General features: G+C 75.3%; 18 protein-coding genes and 1 pseudogene. 8 read left to right on the top strand and 11 right to left on the bottom strand.

The window, feature by feature from the left end:
* Window positions 1-63: 63 nt before the first annotated feature.
* Window positions 64-747: a class I SAM-dependent methyltransferase gene (locus tag ABEA15_RS22495; RefSeq protein ID WP_345558849.1), complete on the bottom strand. Its 684-nt coding sequence runs from the start codon at window positions 745-747 to the stop codon at window positions 64-66.
* A 307-nt stretch (window positions 748-1054) separates the two neighbouring features.
* Here ABEA15_RS22495 and ABEA15_RS22490 point away from each other — a divergent pair, with 307 nt between their 5' ends.
* From ABEA15_RS22490 to ABEA15_RS22475, 4 genes are all read left to right on the top strand, one after another.
* Window positions 1055-1810, top strand: a complete 756-nt coding sequence (locus tag ABEA15_RS22490) for an SDR family oxidoreductase (protein WP_344142885.1) — start codon at window positions 1055-1057, stop codon at window positions 1808-1810.
* A gap of 181 nt (window positions 1811-1991) precedes the next feature.
* The gene (locus ABEA15_RS22485) at window positions 1992-2195 is read left to right on the top strand and encodes a DUF1918 domain-containing protein (protein ID WP_345558847.1); all 204 of its coding nucleotides are present in this window, start codon (window positions 1992-1994) and stop codon (window positions 2193-2195) included.
* Between the two features lie 33 nt (window positions 2196-2228).
* Window positions 2229-2504 (top strand): DUF1876 domain-containing protein, encoded by a 276-nt coding sequence (locus ABEA15_RS22480; RefSeq protein ID WP_311546291.1) that lies wholly within the window; start codon window positions 2229-2231, stop codon window positions 2502-2504.
* 334 nt (window positions 2505-2838) lie between these two features.
* Window positions 2839-4107, top strand: coding sequence for an APC family permease (locus ABEA15_RS22475; protein ID WP_345558845.1), 1269 nt, complete (start codon window positions 2839-2841; stop codon window positions 4105-4107).
* Between the two features lie 172 nt (window positions 4108-4279).
* On the opposite strand, the gene ABEA15_RS22470 is transcribed toward ABEA15_RS22475, so the two are convergent.
* From ABEA15_RS22470 to ABEA15_RS22450, 5 genes are all read right to left on the bottom strand, one after another.
* Window positions 4280-5152, bottom strand: coding sequence for an NUDIX hydrolase (locus ABEA15_RS22470; RefSeq protein ID WP_345558843.1), 873 nt, complete (start codon window positions 5150-5152; stop codon window positions 4280-4282).
* Complete coding sequence (locus ABEA15_RS22465; protein WP_344142891.1) at window positions 5149-5922, bottom strand: HAD family hydrolase; 774 nt, start codon at window positions 5920-5922, stop codon at window positions 5149-5151. Before ABEA15_RS22465 ends, ABEA15_RS22470 begins: the two co-directional genes overlap by 4 nt.
* 180 nt (window positions 5923-6102) lie before the next feature.
* Window positions 6103-7050: a VWA domain-containing protein gene (locus ABEA15_RS22460; RefSeq protein ID WP_344142892.1), complete on the bottom strand. Its 948-nt coding sequence runs from the start codon at window positions 7048-7050 to the stop codon at window positions 6103-6105.
* A gap of 100 nt (window positions 7051-7150) precedes the next feature.
* Complete coding sequence (locus tag ABEA15_RS22455; RefSeq protein ID WP_344142893.1) at window positions 7151-8131, bottom strand: DUF58 domain-containing protein; 981 nt, start codon at window positions 8129-8131, stop codon at window positions 7151-7153.
* A 9-nt stretch (window positions 8132-8140) separates the two neighbouring features.
* Entirely contained in the window at window positions 8141-9217 is a 1077-nt protein-coding gene (locus tag ABEA15_RS22450) for an AAA family ATPase (RefSeq protein WP_345558841.1), read from the bottom strand.
* Window positions 9218-9369: 152 nt separating this feature from the next.
* Here ABEA15_RS22450 and ABEA15_RS22445 point away from each other — a divergent pair, with 152 nt between their 5' ends.
* The 3 genes from ABEA15_RS22445 (at window position 9370) to ABEA15_RS22435 (ending at window position 11794) form a co-directional block, all read left to right on the top strand.
* A complete protein-coding gene (locus tag ABEA15_RS22445; RefSeq protein WP_345558839.1) occupies window positions 9370-10131 on the top strand; it encodes a hypothetical protein in 762 nt (253 codons plus the stop codon).
* 262 nt (window positions 10132-10393) lie between these two features.
* Window positions 10394-10894: an SRPBCC family protein gene (locus tag ABEA15_RS22440; RefSeq protein ID WP_345558837.1), complete on the top strand. Its 501-nt coding sequence runs from the start codon at window positions 10394-10396 to the stop codon at window positions 10892-10894.
* A gap of 591 nt (window positions 10895-11485) precedes the next feature.
* On the top strand, window positions 11486-11794 hold the full coding sequence (locus tag ABEA15_RS22435; protein ID WP_344142899.1) for a 4a-hydroxytetrahydrobiopterin dehydratase: 309 nt from the start codon (window positions 11486-11488) through the stop codon (window positions 11792-11794).
* A 74-nt stretch (window positions 11795-11868) separates the two neighbouring features.
* On the opposite strand, the gene ABEA15_RS22430 is transcribed toward ABEA15_RS22435, so the two are convergent.
* On the bottom strand, window positions 11869-13500 hold the full coding sequence (locus ABEA15_RS22430; protein WP_345558835.1) for an AMP-binding protein: 1632 nt from the start codon (window positions 13498-13500) through the stop codon (window positions 11869-11871).
* A gap of 146 nt (window positions 13501-13646) precedes the next feature.
* Here ABEA15_RS22430 and ABEA15_RS22425 point away from each other — a divergent pair, with 146 nt between their 5' ends.
* Complete coding sequence (locus ABEA15_RS22425; RefSeq protein ID WP_345558833.1) at window positions 13647-14651, top strand: acyltransferase domain-containing protein; 1005 nt, start codon at window positions 13647-13649, stop codon at window positions 14649-14651.
* 19 nt (window positions 14652-14670) lie between these two features.
* Here the strand turns inward: ABEA15_RS22425 and ABEA15_RS25705 are convergent.
* The 4 genes and pseudogenes from ABEA15_RS25705 to ABEA15_RS22410 form a co-directional block, all read right to left on the bottom strand.
* Window positions 14671-15015 (bottom strand): annotated as a pseudogene (locus ABEA15_RS25705) (IS982 family transposase); the annotation flags it as partial.
* A 19-nt stretch (window positions 15016-15034) separates the two neighbouring features.
* Window positions 15035-15232, bottom strand: coding sequence for a hypothetical protein (locus tag ABEA15_RS22420; RefSeq protein WP_344142902.1), 198 nt, complete (start codon window positions 15230-15232; stop codon window positions 15035-15037).
* Window positions 15233-15264: 32 nt separating this feature from the next.
* The gene (locus ABEA15_RS22415; RefSeq protein WP_344142903.1) at window positions 15265-16101 is read right to left on the bottom strand and encodes an arginase family protein; all 837 of its coding nucleotides are present in this window, start codon (window positions 16099-16101) and stop codon (window positions 15265-15267) included.
* A 170-nt stretch (window positions 16102-16271) separates the two neighbouring features.
* Window positions 16272-17027: a class I SAM-dependent methyltransferase gene (locus ABEA15_RS22410; protein ID WP_345558830.1), complete on the bottom strand. Its 756-nt coding sequence runs from the start codon at window positions 17025-17027 to the stop codon at window positions 16272-16274.
* Window positions 17028-17612: the final 585 nt, after the last annotated feature.

Raw genomic sequence — 17612 nt, 5'->3', positions numbered from 1 at the left:
GAGTTCGGGGCAGGGGGCGGGCGCCGAGTGCGGCGCCCCGCCGCCGGGGCGGAGGCGTCCCGGTCAGGGCGCGTGGACGCGCAGGACCCGGAATCCGGCACGCGAGGCGGCGCGCTCGGTCGCCATACCCGCCTCCTGCTCCAGCCAGCGGTGCAGCGAGTCGGAGCCCAGGTTGCGCTGGACGACCAGGTGGGCCGTCCCGCCGGAGGTCAGCCGGCCCAGCCAGGTGCGCAGCAGCCGGTGCAGCGCCTCCTTGCCGACGCGGATCGGCGGGTTGGCCCACAGGGCGTCGAACGGCCCGGTCAGCGGGGGTTCCGAGGGCCGGGCGAGGGCGTCGGCGGGCGAGCCGTCCCCGTTCACCAATTGGAAATCTACGTTGTAAAGGCCGTTCTCGGCGGCGTTGCGCCGAGCCAGCTCCAGGGCGCGCCCGTTCACGTCCACGCCCAGCACCGCGGCCTCCGGCGCTCGCGCGGCCATCGCGAGCGCGATCGGGCCGTAGCCGCAGCCGACGTCGAGCAGGCGTCCGCGCTCGGGCGGTGGGGGCACCGACTCCAGCAGCACCCGGGTGCCCAGGTCCACGCGATCGGCGGAGAACACGCCGCGGTCGGTCGCCAGCCGCAGGTGCAGGTCCGGCAGGACCAGGTCGACGGAGGCGGGCCGGCTGGCGGCGGCGGGGTCGGCGTCGAAGTAGTGCTGCGCGCGTTCGCGCCCCTCGCCGGGGGAGCCGCCGTGCTCGCGCCGGTCCACGGCGCCTCCAATCACCACCTGCCCCCGCCGGGGCGTGTCTTGCGGTGCGCCGGGCCTCCGGCGGGACCGCGGGCGGGGTCGCGCCGGGCGCGGCAGCTGTCCGCTCGCGCACCACGGGCGCACGCTACCAGCAGCGGGCCACCGGCGCGGGTGTGCGCTGGGCCGAAGCGGCGGACCGCCGGTTGCGCAGGCGGACGGTGCCGCACGGGCGCCACGGGGCGGGGCCGGCGCCGAGGCGGTCCGCGCCACAATCCGACCGGTCGGTAGTGTGGTGCCGTCGGAGAGCACGGACGAAGGGAAACAGGTCGTGGGACGTTTTGCCGGCAAGGTCGCCATCATCACCGGAGCCAGCCGCGGGATCGGGCTGGCCACCGCCCGGCGCATCGCCGACGAGGGCGGCAAGGTCGTCGTCACCGGGCGCAACCCCGAGCCGCTGGAGAAGGCGGTCTCCGACCTCGGCGGCGCGGGCACCGCCGTGGGCGTCGCGGGCAAGGCGCACGACGCCGAGCACCGCGACGAGGTCGTCCGGCGGACGCTCGCCGAGTTCGGCCGCATCGACGTCCTCGTCAACAACACGGGCACCAACCCCGTGTTCGACGCGATCGTCAACGTGGACCCCGCCGCGATGGCCAAGATCTTCGAGATCAACGTCATCGCCGCCGCGTCCTGGGTCAGCGCCGTCCACCGCGCGTGGATGGCCGAGCACGGCGGCGCGGTCGTCAACGTCGCGTCGCTGGCGGGGCAGCACCCCTCGCCCGGCCTCGGGATCTACGGCGCCAGCAAGGCCGCCCTGATCAACCTCACCGAGCAGCTGGCCTACGAGCTGGCGCCCGTGGGCATCCGCGTCAACGCCGTCGCGCCGGCCGTGGTGAAGACGAAGTTCGCCGAGGCGCTCTTCGAGGACGAGGAGAAGACCGCAGCGGGCTACCCGCTGGGCCGCCTGGGCGTGCCCGAGGACGTCGCCGCCGCCATCGCCTACCTCGCCTCCGACGAGTCCTCCTGGGTCACCGGCCAGACCCACACCCTCGACGGCGGCCGCACCCTCAGCGCCGGCGTCGAGTAGTACGCCGCCGAGCCGCCGCGGGCCCGGCCCGGCGTACGCGACCGCATCCGCTCCGACCTGCGCGACCGCCCCCTCCACCGCTCCTTGGAGCGCCATTGCATTCCAACGTGGGCAGGCGGAGGATGGTGGGTAGTCCCGCAGGTGAGGACACTCAGGCGAGCACGTGCCGAGGGGAGTAGCGATGAGAGCCCGGGTCGGAGACCACCTCGTCGTCGAGGGGCCCCGCGACGACATGCACCGCCGCACCGCAGTGGTCACTCAGGTTCGCGGCAGCGAGGGCGCACCGCCCTACCAGGTCCGATGGCTGGACGAGGACGCCGATACCGAGTCCCTGGTCTACCCCGGACCCGACGCCCATATCGAAAAGAACCCCGCCGGGGGCTGAGCCGCCCGGTGCATCAGCTGGAGGTGGGTGACGATGCACACCACGAAGCGGTGGAACATCGACATCCTGCTGTCAGAGGAGTCCGAGGGCGACTCTGCCCGCACCATGGCCGAGGCGGGCCTCGACTCCCAGGACGGCGTGGGGCTGCGCGGCCACGGCATGGCCCGCAAGCACCCCACCGACGACGACGTTCCCGAGATCGGCGACGAGCTCGCGGTGTCGCGCGCGCTCGCCGACCTCTCCCGCCAGCTCCGGCAGGTCGCGGCCGAGGACATCAGCGACCACACCGGGACACCCTGGCGTCCGTGAACCCGGTCCAGGGCGAGTACGCCGGACTACGGCCGCGGCTCCCGGCCGCCGCGGGGGCGGGACCGGTCCGCGGCCACGGCGTGCGCCGAAGATCCGGCGGCGGGCGGGCCCGGGTGCGGCGTGAGCCGCGCCCCGGCTCGGCGGTGCCGCTCTGCGGTGCGCCCGCGAAAGTGACTCGGGCGCGCGGCTCCGACACGCCCCGCGCGGCCGGATGCGGCCGCCGGGGCACCGACCCCGGGTCCCGGCGCGGACACCGCCTGCGGCCGGTTGTGGTCGCGCTGGGTGTTCGGGTTGTTCACTGATGCGTGATCATGGTGGGGCAGACTCTGGCGGTATGACCACCTCTTCTGGATCGCAGGCCACGCCCTCCCGGGTGCTGGGCACCGCCGACGCGGTCACCGTCGGCGCTGCGGCGATGATCGGAGCCGGCGTGTTCGCGGTGTTCGCGCCGGCGGCGGAGGAAGCGGGTGCGTGGCTGTGGGTGGCGCTGCTGATCGCCGCCGTGGTCGCCTACTGCAACGCCACCTCCTCGGCGCGCCTGGCCGCGCGGCACCCGGAGTCGGGCGGCACCTACGTCTACGGGCGCGAGCGCCTCGGCGAGCTGTGGGGCTACCTCGCCGGGTGGGCCTTCACCGTGGGCAAGGCGGCCTCGTGCGCGGCGATGGCGCTGACCTTCGGCGCCTACGTGGCGCCCGAGCTGGCACGGCCGCTCGCGGTGGCCGCCGTGGTCGCGCTGACCGCGGTCAACTACCGGGGCCTGCGCACGTCGGCGGGACTGGCGCGGGTCCTGCTGGCGGCCGTCCTCGCGGTGCTGGCCGCCGTGGCCGCCGTGGGACTGCTCGGCAGCGAGGCCAACCCCGCCCAGCTGGCGGTATCGGGCCACTGGCCCGGCTTCTTCGGCCTCCTAGGCGCCGCGGGCATGCTGTTCTTCGCCTTCGCCGGCTATGCGCGCATCGCCACTCTCGGCGGCGAGGTCCGCGACCCCGCGACGACGATCCCGCGCGCGATCGGCATAGCCCTGGCCGGCGTCTTCGTCGTCTACCTGGTGGTGGCCGCCGCGGCGCTGACGGTGCTGGGCCGCGACGGGCTCGCCGAGAGCAGCGCACCGCTGGCCGACACCGTCGCGGCGGCCGGCTGGCCGGAGCTGGTCCCCGTGGTGGCGGTGGGCGCGGCGCTGGCGAGCCTGGGCGCTCTGCTGGCGCTCATCCTCGGCGTTTCGCGGACCGTGGCGGCGATGGCCTCCGACGGCCACCTGCCGCGCTCCCTGGCGGCCACGCACGAGCGCTTCGGCGGCCCGCACCGCGCCGAGGCCGCCGTGGGCGCGGTCGTCTGCCTGATCGTGCTGGTCTCGGACCTGCGCGGCGCCATCGGGTTCTCCGCCTTCGGCGTGCTGGTCTACTACACGATCACCAACGCCTCGGCGCTGCGACTGGGCCCGCGCGAGAACCGGCCGCCGCTGCTGGTGCCCGTGGTGGGCCTGGCCGGGTGCCTGGTGCTGGCCTTCACCCTGCCCCTGAGCTCGGTCGTGAGCGGCGCCGCGGTCATCGCCGCCGGAGCCGCCGTCTGGGCCCTGCGGCGGCTGGTCCTGGACCGCCGGGGCTGACCCCCGCGCCCCGCGGGCCTGCAAGCCCGCTGCGGGCGGAACCGCCCCCGCGCCGCCTCCGCTGGGGGAGCGGGTGGAGGGCGGCACAGCCCCTCCTCGGGAGGCGACGGCGAAGACGCGTGCTGCGCGGCCGTTGGCGGCGCCGCGGCGGGTGCGGGCCCCTCGGGCGGGCCTAACGGGCCGGGGAACCGGTGCCCGACAGCTCCGCGAACGCGCGCAGGGCCGTGGCCGAGAGCGGGATGCGGGCGATGTCGTCGGCGTCGAACCAGGCGCAGTCCTCGGTGGAGCCGCCGACCTCGACCACCCGCAGCGTCCGCGGATCGGCGACGTGGGCGTGGAAGAACACCCACACCGCGTAGACGTCGCTCTCCGGTCCGGCCGGGCCGAGCTCGCGGGTGCGGCGGTAGTGGCTGATCGCGATGAGCTCGCCCACGCCGCAGCGCTGGTCGGTCTCCTCGACCACCTCGCGGCGCAGCGCCGCGCGGGGCGACTCGCCGTGGTCGACGCCGCCGCCGGGCAGGTGCCAGGTGCCCGCGCCCGGAAACCCCGGGGCGATCCGCGAGAGCAGGATGCGCCCCGCCGGGTCGGTGACCACCCCGTAGCAGGAGAACCGGCGCAGCACGGGCCCGGCGCGCTCGGCCTCCTCCTCGGCCAGAAGGTCGGCCGACGGCTGCGCCGGCAGCGCGAGCGCGGCGCGCACGGGGATGCTCCGCCCGCCGGGGGCGGCCGGGGCCCGCTCCGCGGGAGCGGTGTAGTAGATCCGGTCGATGTGCAGCTCCACGGTGCCGCCGCCGGCGCTGCGGGCCTCGGCGAGCTCGGTGCGCACGTCGCAGGGCGCCAACCGGACGTCGGCCGCAAGCCCGGCGGCGGCACGGGCCACCTCGGCGGGGTCGTCGCCGAAGCCGACCCTGGCCCCGGCCAGGCGCTCCTCGCCGGGCGCCCCGCCCGCGTCCAGCACCGCCCGGCCGTCGGCTCCGACCAGGGCGAGGTGGGCGGTGGCGCGGCGCGCGCGCCGCGGTGCGTCCGCGGCGCCGGGGACGCTCACAGTCCCGCGTCGGCGGTGCGGCCGACCTGGGGCTGGGGCCCGGGGGAGGCGGGTGCGCGCGAGGCGTGCACCATCCGCAGCAGGTCGTCGAGTCCCGGCACGGTCTGGACGTCGTGGTCGGCGGCCTCGTTGCGCTCGTGCCGGTCGACGAGCACGGGGTGCAGGCCCGCGGCCACGGCGCCGAGCGCGTCGGCGTGCAGCTGGTCGCCCACGTGCCAGGCGCGCTCGGGCGGGACCTGGACGCTCCGGCAGGCGGCGTGGAAGATGCGCGGGTCGGGTTTGCCCGCCCCCGCGGTGTCGGCGCAGGCCACCGTCGGGAAGAACCCCGCGAGGTCGAGCGCGGAAAGCTTCTCGCGCTGCAGCTGCTCGATGCCGTTGGTGACCACGGCCAGGCGTATGCCGCCGCGGGCGAGCTCGCCGAGAACGGGCACCACGTCGCGGAAGGGCGCCCACGCCGAGCGGTGCGCCGACAGGTAGACCTGGTAGAGCTCGTCGCAGTGCTCGTCGGCGATGTGGGAGTGGCCCGCCTGGATCGCCAGAGCGCGCACGCGCTCGCGGCGCTGCTCCTGCAGGCTGAGGCGGCCGGCGATGTAGGCGCCGAACGAGATGTCGGTCTGGACGTCCCACAACCGGCGGGCGGCGGAGAACTCCGGGTGCCCGAGGCGTTCCATGATCGTGCGCAGTCCCGCCGAGCTGGCGGCGCGGTCGTCGAGCAGGGTGTCGTCGAGGTCGAAGAGGATCGCCTCGGGTGCGGGGGCTGTTGGGGGCATCGTTCCTTTTCCGTCGTCCCTGGTTGAGGGCAACCTCAAACACTGCCACGGTACCGGGCGAACTGCGCAAACGCGGTAGCGGGCCCGGTTCGGGCGGCCCCGTCGCCGCCTCGGACCGGCGCCGATGGGACCGGTCGCGGCCCCTGCCGGCTCCGCACTGGCCGGATGCGGTCACCCCGCTCAGGGCACGCGCTGGTTCCACGCCATCGACGCCACGGCCGCCGCCGCGGCCAAAAGCAGGCCCACGAGCACGAACCGGGTGACGATCTCGCGGTCGACGGTCTCGCTGCCCAGGGAGGATCCGATGTCGTCGTAGACGTCGCTCAGCTCGGCCTCGGACTCGGCCTCGTAGAAATGGCCGTCGGTGTCGGCGGCCAGCCGCTCCAGGGCGCCCTTGTCGATGTCGGCCTCGACCGGTTCGCCGTTGATCTCGATGATGGCGGCGCCGGTGCCGAATGCGATCGTGGAGACCGGGACGCCGATGTCGGCCGCCTCCCTGCTCGCGGCGGTGATCGGGCGCCCGCTGGTGTTCTCGCCGTCGGAGAGCAGCACGATCGCCGACGGCGGCGGGTTCCGCCCCGCCTCCTCGTCGAAGGAGCGGATGGACTCCAGGGAGGTGAAGACCCCCTCGCCGATGGCCGTGCCCGGCGACATCTGCAGCGTCTCGATCGAGTCGGTCACGGCCTGGTGGTCGTGGGTGGGCGAGGAGATGACGCTGGCGGTCGAGGAGAACGCCACCAGCCCGACGTTGAAGCGGTCGGGCAGCGAGTCGACGAACCCGCGCGCGGACTCCTTGGCGGCGATCAGCCGGTTGGGGTCGACGTCGTTGGCCGCCATGGAGGGCGACACGTCGATCGCGACCATGATCGTGGCGCGCTCGCGGGGCACCTCGACGGGCATCGCGGGCCGGGCCACCGAGGCGATCAGCACGGCCACGGCCAGGAAGTACAGCGCGGCGCCGACGTGGCGCTGCCAGCCCGACCGCCGGGGCGCCACCCGGTCCAGCAGCGCGAGGTTGGTGAAGCGCAGCGTGTTCTCGCGGCGGCGGAACTGCAGCAGGACGTAGGCGGCGACGAGTGCGGCGAGGGCGAGCAGCAGCCAGAGCCACCCTGGCGATAGGAATGTCACCCGGTCGTCCTTTCTGCGTGCCTGCCTGGATGCACCCGGAGGCGCTCTTGCTCGGCCGGCGCGAGGCGCCTGCCCACGCGTGCGCGCCGGCCGCCGGGCATCAGCGCGGGATGGCCGGCGTGTGCCGGGACAGCCGGTGGGCGGTGCGGCGCTGCTCGATCACGAACCGCGCCATGTCCGCGATCCAGTCGCGGTCGGTGCGCAGGGTCAGGTGCGGGACCCCGCAGCGGCGCAGCGCCGCCCGGACGGCGGCGCGCTGGTCCTGGGCGGCCTGGCGGTAGTCGCGCCGGACGCGGGGGCTGAGGCGGACCTCGCGCGTGCGTCCGGATTCGGGATCCTGCATCGTGACCAATCCTATGTCGGGAAGGTCGAGTTCGCGGGGGTCGACCACCTCCACCGCCAGGACCTGGTGCCGGCCGGCCAGGCTGCGCAGCGGCCGCTCCCAGCCTGCGGGCGCCTGCGCCGAGACCGCCTCGGGCGGGGTGTCCAGGAAGTCGGAGACGACGACCCGCAGGCCCCGGCGCGACCGGGTGCGCGCCAGGTCCTCCAGGGCGTCGGCGAGGCCGGCGCCCTCGGCGTCGGAGGTGTCGCCCTCGGGCGCTGCCGCCACAGTGGACAGCAGCGACATCAGCGCGGCCTTGCCCGACCGGGCCGGCCAGCGGCGGATGCGGCCGCGGTGCAGGAAGTGCGCGCCGAAGCGGTCGCCCACCCGCTGGGTGAGCACGGTGACCGCGGCCATGGCACCGATCGCGACCTCGCGCTTCTGGTCGTCCACGGTGCCGAAGTCCATGCTGGCCGAGAGGTCCAGCAGCGTCCAGCTCTCCAGTTCGCGGTCGGCGACCAGGTCGCGGACGTGGGGCACGGTGGTGCGCGCGGTCACCGACCAGTCCATCAGCCGCACGTCGTCCTCGCCGGGCTGGTACATCCTGGCCTCGGCGGGCTCGCTGCCCGGGCCGGCCCGCAGCCCCAGGTGCTCGCCGTGCAGCAGGCCCTCCAACCGGCGGACGATGCGCAGGTCCAGCCGGTGCAGGGCCTCGTGCATGCGCGGGTCGAGCCCGGGGCCGATGGGGCGCTGGGGCATGGCCGCCGCCTAGCGCACCGCCGCGGCGGCCTGCTCGCCGCTGGGCGGGTCGTCCCAGATGACGCGGGGCGGCGGCACCGCGGCCAGCACCCGGTCGACGACCTGGGTGGTGGAGACGCCGTCGGCCAGCGCGTCGAAGGTCAGCACGAGCCGGTGCGCGATGACGTCGCGGGCCAGCACGCGCACGTCCTCGGGCAGCACGTAGTCGCGGCCGCGGATGAGCGCCAGCGCGCGGGCGGCGGCGACCAGGCCCAGGCTGGCGCGCGGGCTGGCGCCGACCTCCAGCACCCGCCGCAGTTCGGGCACGCCGTAGCTCTCGGGCTCGCGGGTGGCCATGACCAGGCGCACGACGTAGTCGGCGATGAGCTGGTGGACGTGCACCCGCTCGGCGTCCCCCTGCAGCTCCTTCAGCGTGACCGGGTCGAGGATCTGGTGGGGCTCGGGCGGGCGGGCGCTCATCCGCCGCAGGATCTCCATCTCCTCGTGGGCGCGCGGGTGGTCCACGACGACCTTCATCAGGAACCTGTCGCGCTGGGCCTCGGGCAGCGGGTAGACGCCCTCGGACTCCACCGGGTTCTGCGTGGCGATGACGATGAAGGGGTCGGGCAGCGGGTGGGTGGCGCCGCCCAGCGAGACCTGCTTCTCGGCCATGACCTCCAGCAGCGAGGACTGCACCTTGGCGGGCGCGCGATTGATCTCGTCGGCGAGCACGAAGTTGGCGAAGACCGGGCCCAGCTCCACGTCGAACTGCTCGGTGGAGGGGTGGTAGATGCGGGTGCCCACGATGTCGGAGGGCACCAGGTCGGGTGTGAACTGCACGCGCGCGAACGAGCCTCCGGTGACCTTGGCCAGGGTGGAGACCGCCAGCGTCTTGGCGATGCCCGGCACACCCTCCAGCAGGCAGTGCCCGCGCGCGATGAGCGCGACCATGCTGCGCTCGACCATCTGGTCCTGGCCCACGATGACGGTCGAGACCTCCTGCAGGGCCGCGCGCAGCAGGCGCGTGGGCTCGCCGGTGGAGCCGCCGCCGCGCGGACGCGGCCCGGAGTCCTCGCCGTGCCCGCCCGGGAGCTCGGATCCGGCCATGTCACCAGCCTTTCCAGTGCGGCGCGGTCACCGCTGCCCGCCGCCGGGTACGTTGATGGTCACGCACCGGCGATGCTACCCGCAACGCATGCGGGGAACCGGTCCTCCGGTGCCGACGCGATCAGGGCCGTGGCAGGCGAGAGGAGGCCCCGGTGCCCCTGCACGAGGCGGACCCGCGCCAACTGGGACCGTTCCGGCTGACCGACCGGGTCAGCGCGAGCGCCGAAGGCGTCGTCTACAGCGGCCGCGACTCCCGCGGACGGCGGGTGAGCGTCGCCATGCTCAGCTCCGGCGCCGCCGCCGACCCCGCCGCGCGCGACCGCTTCGCCGCGGCGGTGCGCGGCGGCAAGGGGATCGCCGACCCGCCGAAGGTGCTCGCCTCCAGCCTCACCAGCCCCGCCGCATCGTGGGTGGCCGTGCGCGGCGGGGGACCGCGCGGCGCCGAGGCCTTCCTGGAGCCCGTGGCGGTGGCGGCGGGCGAGTCGGCCGGCGCCGAGGCGGCGCCCTCCTACGCCCCCTACTGGGCGGGGCGCGGGAGCCCCGGCCCGGCGGCGGCCGCGTGGTCGTGGGCCTCGGTGGGGCACCGGAGGGGGCCGGGGGCGCCGGCGCGCGCCGGGTGGCCCGTGATCGTCGCGCTGCTGGTGGCGCTGCTGCTGATCGCCGTGGTGGTCGTGGCGGTGTTCCTGCTGCTGCAGAACATGTCGGCCCAGGCGAGCCGGCCGCCGCCGCAGCCGTCCTCGGGGACGGGCTCGCCGTCTCCGGGGCCCGGCAGCGGCTCCGACGGGCCGCCGCAGCCCTCGCCGGAGGAGCCCACGCCGACCTCGTCGCCCAGCGGCGACGTACCCAGCGTGGACGTGGACGAGGACGACTACCCGGCGGGCGAGGTCCCCTCCGACCCCGAGGACCAGGCCTAACCGGGCCCGGCGCCGCCGGGCCCGGCCCTTCGCGGCGGAAGCCGGCGCAGCAGGCGGGGGAGCACGCCGGGCGGAGGCCGCCCCCGCACTGCGTAAGCTCAGCAATGCGTACGCCGGGATTGCACAGCGAAACGCATCCTCCGGCGCCCGACCGCAGACCACCTGCCTGCCCTCTGCACGCGGACACATGAGGCAGTGCCCTCAGCCGAGGAGCGCGGCGAGCGGTACAGGAGCACGTTGTGCCACGAGAAGGGCAGGACTGATGCGCCCCATGAAATACACCGTCTCCATCGAGATCGCCCTGCCGCGGGAGAGGACGGCCCGGCTGCTCGCCGACCCGGTACACCTGCCGAAATGGCTGCGGGGCCTGGTGGCGCACGAGCCGCTGAGTGGAGGGCACGGGCAGCTCGGCACGACGTCGCGGGTCGTGATGCAGATGGGCCGGCGGAAGTTCGAGTGCACCGAGACCATCACCCGCCGGGAACCCGAAGACCTGCGCGAGATCCCGAATACGGGCGTCGTTCACTTCGACCGCGAGATCGTCGGCGAGGGCATGTGGAGCGCCGTGCGCGACCGGCTGACCGAAGCGGACCCGGAAACGACGCTCTGGGAGAGTGAGAACGAATACCGGTTCGACGGCTTTCTGATGAAGCTGGTGGGGCGTCTGGTGCCCGGAGCCTTCCGCAGGCAGTCGCAGCAGCACATGCAGGACTTCAAGGCGTTCGCCGAGCGGGGAGAGGACGTCCGCGAAGCGGCGGACTGATCTGCCGCAACCGGTCAGGCTCCGGCGGCGCGGCGTGGTGGTCTTCCCTTCATGCGTAGACGACCGCTGGGCAGGGGCCGCCGGCGCCGTCCGGAGACGACCGGTGCCGAAGGCGGCGAGACCGCGCTGCGGCGTGCGAAACGCTCCGCAGCCATACCAGGCGTGCGTCCGGAGCGGCCGGCTCGCGGCTCACCACCGAGGAGGGTTCCGGTGCCCGATCAGCCCGTCTTCGTCGAGGGCGCGGGCCGTCGCTGTGCGGTTCCTCGCAGGCGGAGGGGAGTGCTGCGGAGGACCGCCCGCGGACACGCCGACGCGAAGGGCCGCGTCCGATCCCGGCCGCGTTCGGCGCCCGTGTCCGCAAAAGCCGATCACCTCGGCGCCGGCCTGCGTTGCTGCAGTCGTGTGTCCCCGCTGGCGGCGTCCTCGACGAGGGCCGGCCCTCCGCGCGCTCGCCGGCGTCCGGCGTCGGCCACGAGGGAATCTACATCGTAAAGGTGTCCGTCGGAAAACGGCCGCAAGGATTGCCCCGGCCGTCAACGCGGTAGGACCACCACCGCACGTCACCGACCACCGACCCGGAGGAGTCCACCCATGGAGCTGCTCACCGAAGACCAGATCAGCGACGGCCTGCAGCGGCTCGACGGCTGGGAGCGCGACACCGACGGCAGCGACGCGATCCGGCGCATCGTGCGCATGCCCGACTTCATGAGCGGGATCCACCTGGTCACCTCGGTCGCCCACGCCGCCGAGGAGGCCGGGCACCATCCCGACATGGACATCCGCTACAACCGGATCACCTTCCACCAGACCACCCACGCCGCCGGCGGTCTGACCGCCGCCGACATGCAGCTGGCCGCGCGCATCGACGAGCTCGTCTCCGACGCCCTGTCGCACGCCTGAGCCGGGCCGCGGGGCACCCGCGACCCGGACCGGCCCGTATTCTCCTGCGCCGATGCGCCGGGACCAGGGGCGGGTCAAACCCGCCGTGCCCCCAGCCGCGAGCGGCGGATCTTGCCCGAGGGGCTGCGCGGCAGCTCCTCGGCGAACGTGATGTGGCGCGGGTAGGCGTGCGAGGCGAACCGGGTGCGCACGATCTCGCGCAGGTCCTCGGCCAGGTCGTCGTCGCCGACGGCCCCCTCGCCGAGCACCACCGTCGCCGCCACGAGCTGTCCGTGCACCTCGTCGGGCAGGCCGTAGACCGCCGCCTCCTCGACCGCGGGGTGCTCCAGCAGCGCCGACTCGACGTCGAAAGGGCCGATGCGGTAGCCCGCGGAGAGGATGGCGTCGTCGTCGCGCGAGGCGAAGTACAGGTTGCCTGCGCGGTCGCGGGTGCCGGCGTCGCCGGTCAGGTACCACCGGCCGTCGGGGGTGAACCGGGCCGAGGTGGCCGCGGGGGCGTCGCGGTAGCCGGTGAACCACATGAGCGGGCTGTGTTCGGTGTCCACGCCGATGCGGCCGAACGCGCCGGGCGGGGCCTCCTCGTCGGCGACGGCCTCCAGCACGCCGGCGCGCCAGCCCGGCAGCGCCGTGCCCAGCGAGTCGGGGCCGGGCTCGGCGCCCTCGGCGGCCGCGGCCGGGTCGTTGGCGCGGCCCACGCACATGCCCAGCTCGGTCTGGCCGTAGTGGTCGCGTACGGGCACGCCGAACACGTCGCGCGCCCATTCCAGCACGTCGGCGCCGAGCGGCTCGCCGGCGCTGGAGAGGCGGCGCACCGCGATCTCGGGCGGCAGGGTCTTCAGGATCGCGCGCAGCGAGCGGTACACCGTCGGCGCGGCGGCCAGGTTGGTGACACCGTGGATGGCCAGGACGTCCAGCACCAGCTCGGGGTCGAAGCCGGCGTCCAGGTGCAGGGTGCGGTGCCCGGCCAGCAGCGGGGAGATCAGGCCGTGGTAGAGCCCGTAGGCGCCGCTGGGGTCGGAGGTGTTCCAGTAGACGTCGTCGCCGGTGACGTCCAGCCCGAAGCGGTGGTAGGCGTGGAAGGCGGCCAGGGCGCGCACGGGAACCGGGACCCCCTTGGCCGGCCCGGCGCTGCCCACGGTGTGCATCAGCACGAAGGGGGAGCCGCCGCCCACCGCGGCGGCGGTGACCGGCGCCCCCGCACCCGCCGCCGCGAGCCCGGCGAGGGTGCGGTCGCCCTCGCGCAGCGGGGCCTCGCCCGTGGTGACCACCCGGGAGACGGACCCCTCGGGAAGGTCGGGGCCGGGGTCGAGCTTGGCGCGCTGGTCGTCGTCGGCGACGACGAGCCTGGTACCGGGCGTGAGGCGGTGGGCGATGGCCGAGGGGGCGAAGGTGGTCAGCAGGGGCACGTGGACCGCGCCGAGCCGCCATGTCGCCAGCGCCGCCACGGCGAGGTCGGCGCCCCGGGCCACCATGGTGGCCACGTCGTCGCCGGCGCGCACGCCCTCCGCGGCCATGCCCGCGGCCAGCGCCGCGGAGCGGTCGGCCAGCTCGCCGTAGGTCACGTCGCGCGCAGCGAGGTCGGCCCCGACGTCGGTGAGGGCGACGCGGTCGCGGGGGTGGCGGTCGCAGAGGAGTTCGGCCACTGATGCGGTGGGGGTGTCGTAGGTGGCGAGCCAGTCGCGTACCTGCTGCGCCGGGTCGGGCATCGGTGGTCGTCCCCTTGTCCGGTGGTGGGTTGGGTGTAGGGCCTGTCTCGTATCAGACTATGTCCCTTCCTGTGATGTGCGTCCCAGGGGCCGGGCGGCCGCAAGGCCGGTGGCGCCCGCGGATCGGTGAGGCGAGGATGTCGGGCATGAACGCAGACGCGGAGGAAGCCGCCCGGAGGCTGGGCCTGGACGAGCAGGCGCGGGCCTGGCTCGACGAGGCCGCCGGGCTGGAGGCGCCCGGCGGGGGGCCGCACCTGGCGCCGCCCTCCCGGGCCCGGGAGGCACTGGCGCCGCTGGGGCCGGCGCGGGCCGACGAGGACGAGATCGCGGCGCTGTGGCCCGACGGCTCCTGGTCCGAGGAGCTGATGTGGGTGGTCGGGCGCATGTACGCGCGCCTGGCGGCAGACCTGGCCGAGGGCCGGACCGAGTGGCGCGACTGGCCGGTGCTGGTGCACTCCGCGGACGCGCGGGTGCGGTGCGCGATGCCGGTCGCTCTGACGGCCGCGGTTCCGCCGGTGCTGGCCGAGCACGCCCGCTGGGGCGTTCCCGCGCCGGTGAGCGCGGCGACCCTCGCCGACATCGGTCGCCACCTGGCCCAGACCCGCGCCATGTTCGGGCGGGTGGGGCTGGAGACGGCGACGTGGGCTGCGCTGCACTTCCGGTGCGGCCTGTACGAGCTGGGGCGGCTGCAGTACGAGCCCGCCACGGTGCGCTGGAGTGCGCCGCAGGAGACGCCGGGGCTGGAGTCGGAGCCGGAGCCGGCCCGCGGCGCGCCGGTGCTGCGGCTGCACATCCCCGCCGACGGGCCGCTGGACCCCGAGCAGGTGGACGCGTCGCTGGCGCGGGCCCGGGGCTTCTTCGCCGACTGCTTCGGCACCGACTACCGGATCGCCTCGTGCTCGTCGTGGTTGCTGGATCCGCAGCTTGCGGAGTACCTGCCGGAGTCGTCCAACATCATCGCCTTCCAGCGGCGGTTCGCGCTGGTGGAGGAGGACGCGCCCGGTGACGGCGACGTGTTCCGGTTCGTCTTCGGCATGCCCGCCGTCGACGTGGCCCGCGCTCCGCGGCGGAGCCGGCTGGAGAAGGCCGCGGTCGAGCACCTGCGGGCGGGCCGCCACTGGCGGGTGCGCACGGGCTGGCTGCGCCTCTAGACGAGTGAGTCCGCTGTCGTCAGCGGTCGTAGGCGATCAGGGTCCGTTCGACGGGTGCGTCGGTCTCCCGGTCGGGCCGGATCGCCGCGGCCACAGACGGCAGTCGCCCTCCGGTGCGGGAATGATCCCGGCCGGGCTGCGTCCGCCGCGGGACTCCGGGCCGAGCCGGCCTTTGCGGGTGTCGACGACCGCCGCGGTCCACCGGCGGAACCGGGCCGGGCGGCCGTGGCGCGGGGACTCGTCCTTGCAGTCGGGCCGCACGCGGCGGCGTCGCCTCGGTGACGAAGCGCGCGAACCCCGTTCCGGCGAAGCCCGTGTCGGCCGGGATGACCTGTCCTGCGCGCACGAGGTCGTGGTCGCGCCGCGGCGGTGCGGGCCGGGCGCTAGTCCGCGGAGTCCGGACCGTCGTCGGGATCGGCTCCGGCGCTCCAGCCGGCGGTGCCGACCCGGCCGGCGCCGGAGCACTCGCGGCAGCGGCGGGGGACCACCATCTCCCCGGTGATGTCGCTGCCGGAGTAGCCGACGACGGAGACGCGCAGCCCGCTGCCCTGGCAGGCCTGGCAGACGATCATGAGGTCCATCCCCGCAGCATAGGCCCGCGCGCCCCCTGCGGTCAGCCGGCGGCGCGCTCCACCAGGTCCAGGCCGGACAGCAGGGCGGCGAGGCGGTCCTCGTCGTGCCCGACGACCGGGGCGTACTCGGTGACGGCGACGCCGACGACGCTGTGGTGGGCGGCGACGGCGGCGAGCGCGCGGGCGACGGCGGCGACACCGGGACCCCCGGGCGCCGGCACGGAGACGGCGGGCATCTCCAGGGGGTCGCACACGTCCATGTCCAGGTGCACGTAGGCGGGGGAGCCGGCACGGCGGCCGGCGGTGAGGCCGCGGGGGTCGGCGGCGAGCTCGGCGGGGCCCAGCGCGGTGACGGCGCTGTGGGCGATGTAGGCGCGCTCGGGCGGGTCGAGGTCGCGGACGCCGGCGAGCACGACCTGGTCGGGGGAGAGCGCGGGGGGCGCCTGGCCCATCAGGTCGGGATGGCCCTCGCCCAGCAGGGTCCGCAGCGCCATGCCGTGGGCCAGCCCGCTGGGGGACTGGGCGGGGGCGTTGAGGTCGGCGTGGGCGTCGATCCAGTAGACGGTCATGCCGGGGTGGCGGCGGGCGAGGTGCTGGGCGGCGGCGGTGTCGCAGGCGCAGTCGCCGCCCAGGGTGAGGATGCGCGCGGGGTCGCGGCGGGCCAGGCGCTCGCGCATGCGCTGCGCGGTCTGGGCGAGGGTGTCGAGGTTGCGGACGCCGTCGCGGGCGGTGCGGGGGCCTTCGGAGACGGCGATGTGCAGCCGCCCGGCGTGGGTGGGCACCAGGCGGGCCAGGGCGCCGGCTCCGGCGGCCACGCGCACGTCGTCGCCGCCCTGCCAGAGGGGGACGACCAGATCGACCTCGCGTTGCCACACCATGGGTTCACCCTAGGGCCGCGGGGCGCCGGTCGCAGGGGAACCCGGCTACGGACCGTGACCGGCAGCGGCCACGCCCGCGGGTAAACCGTTCCGGCAGCACGGGAGGAAGGGGTCGGCGCCGCTTCGCGGGGGAGGCGGCCACAGCCTCCCCCGCCCGGCCCGGGCCGACCTCAGCCGGCCGGCTTGGCGGCGGTCACGCGGAGGCGCACGTAGTCGGCCCACCAGCTGCCGCTGTGGTGGAGCACCGGGCCCAGCCGGTCGGTGAGGCGGTCGATGAAGGCGTCGGTGTCGGGTGCGCCGGACAGCAGGGGGGCGCCGAACATGCGCAGCCAGTCGGCCAGCCCGTCGTCGCCCTCCAGGCGGGTGGGGCGGTCGAACAGCCACGCGCCGGTGACCTTCAGCCCGGCCTCCTCCAGCACGGCGGAGTACTCGTCGATACCGGGGAAGTACCAGCCGCCGTCCGCCTCGGGCAGGCCCTGTTCGGCGCGCAGGGCGCGGGCGGCGCCCTGGATGGTCCCGACGTTGCCGGCGCCGCCCAGTTCGGCGACCAGGCGGCCGCCGGGGCGCAGCGCGCGGGCGATCCCGGCGGCCGCGGCGCCGGCCTCGGGGATCCAGTGCAGCACGGCGTTGCTGAGCACGGCGTCGAAGCCGGGCTCCAGGTCCAGGCTGCGCAGATCGGCCACACGCAGGTCGAGGTGGGGGAAGCGCTCGCGGGCGCGGTCGATCATCTCCGGGCTGGAGTCGATCCCGACGACCTCGGCCCCGGCGTCGGCCAGAGTCGCGGCGAGGTCGCCCGTGCCGCATCCGGCGTCGAGGATCCGTTCGCCGGGGCGGGGGTCGAGCTCGCCGATGAGGTCGCTGCCGTGGCGGGCGACGAAGGAATGGCGGTCGTCGTAGAGGAGGGGGTCCCATCGCTGTACTGCCATGGCGGAAACCTATCGTTTCGTCTCATTGTGCGAAATTCAAATCTCACGATTCGGACGACAGGAGTACGCCTGCGCCCGCTTCCGCGTCCGGGAGCGGGCGGGTGGCCGCGGATGGCGACAGCCTGCCACGCCCGGGCGCCCGCGCGGCAGGGGGCGTGCGCCGCGCGCCGACCGGTCGCCCGGTCGGGTCCGGGGTGCCCGGTGCGCCGCGGGGCCCCGCGGATCGCCGCCTCCGGCGCACCCGGGTGGAGGTCCGCCTGTCGCCCGCCGTGCCCGGCTGGATTCGGTGCGCACGACGTGATAAGCATGGGGTGCTCGGCTGAGAGTTTTCACAGGAACATCGTTCCGGTATCCCATCGGCAACGAAGTTATCACGACGCGACGGTGTCGTCCGGACGTCCTCCGGGGTCCCGGACACCGCCGGCCCCCGGACCAGCGCTCCCGTCACGAAAAAACGCACCCCCAGTGGCCACACAGACGCGAAACGACGCTCCCGCCCGCACCCCGGACGCGGCGGGCGCCCCGTCCGGACGCCGGTTCCTGCCGGAGGTGCAGGGGCTGCGCGCCGTGGCGGTGGGGCTGGTG

It is taken from the genome of Streptomonospora halophila (assembly GCF_039542725.1).
Lineage (GTDB): Bacteria > Actinomycetota > Actinomycetes > Streptosporangiales > Streptosporangiaceae > Streptomonospora > Streptomonospora halophila.
This window is presented reverse-complemented; position numbering and strand designations above follow the sequence as displayed.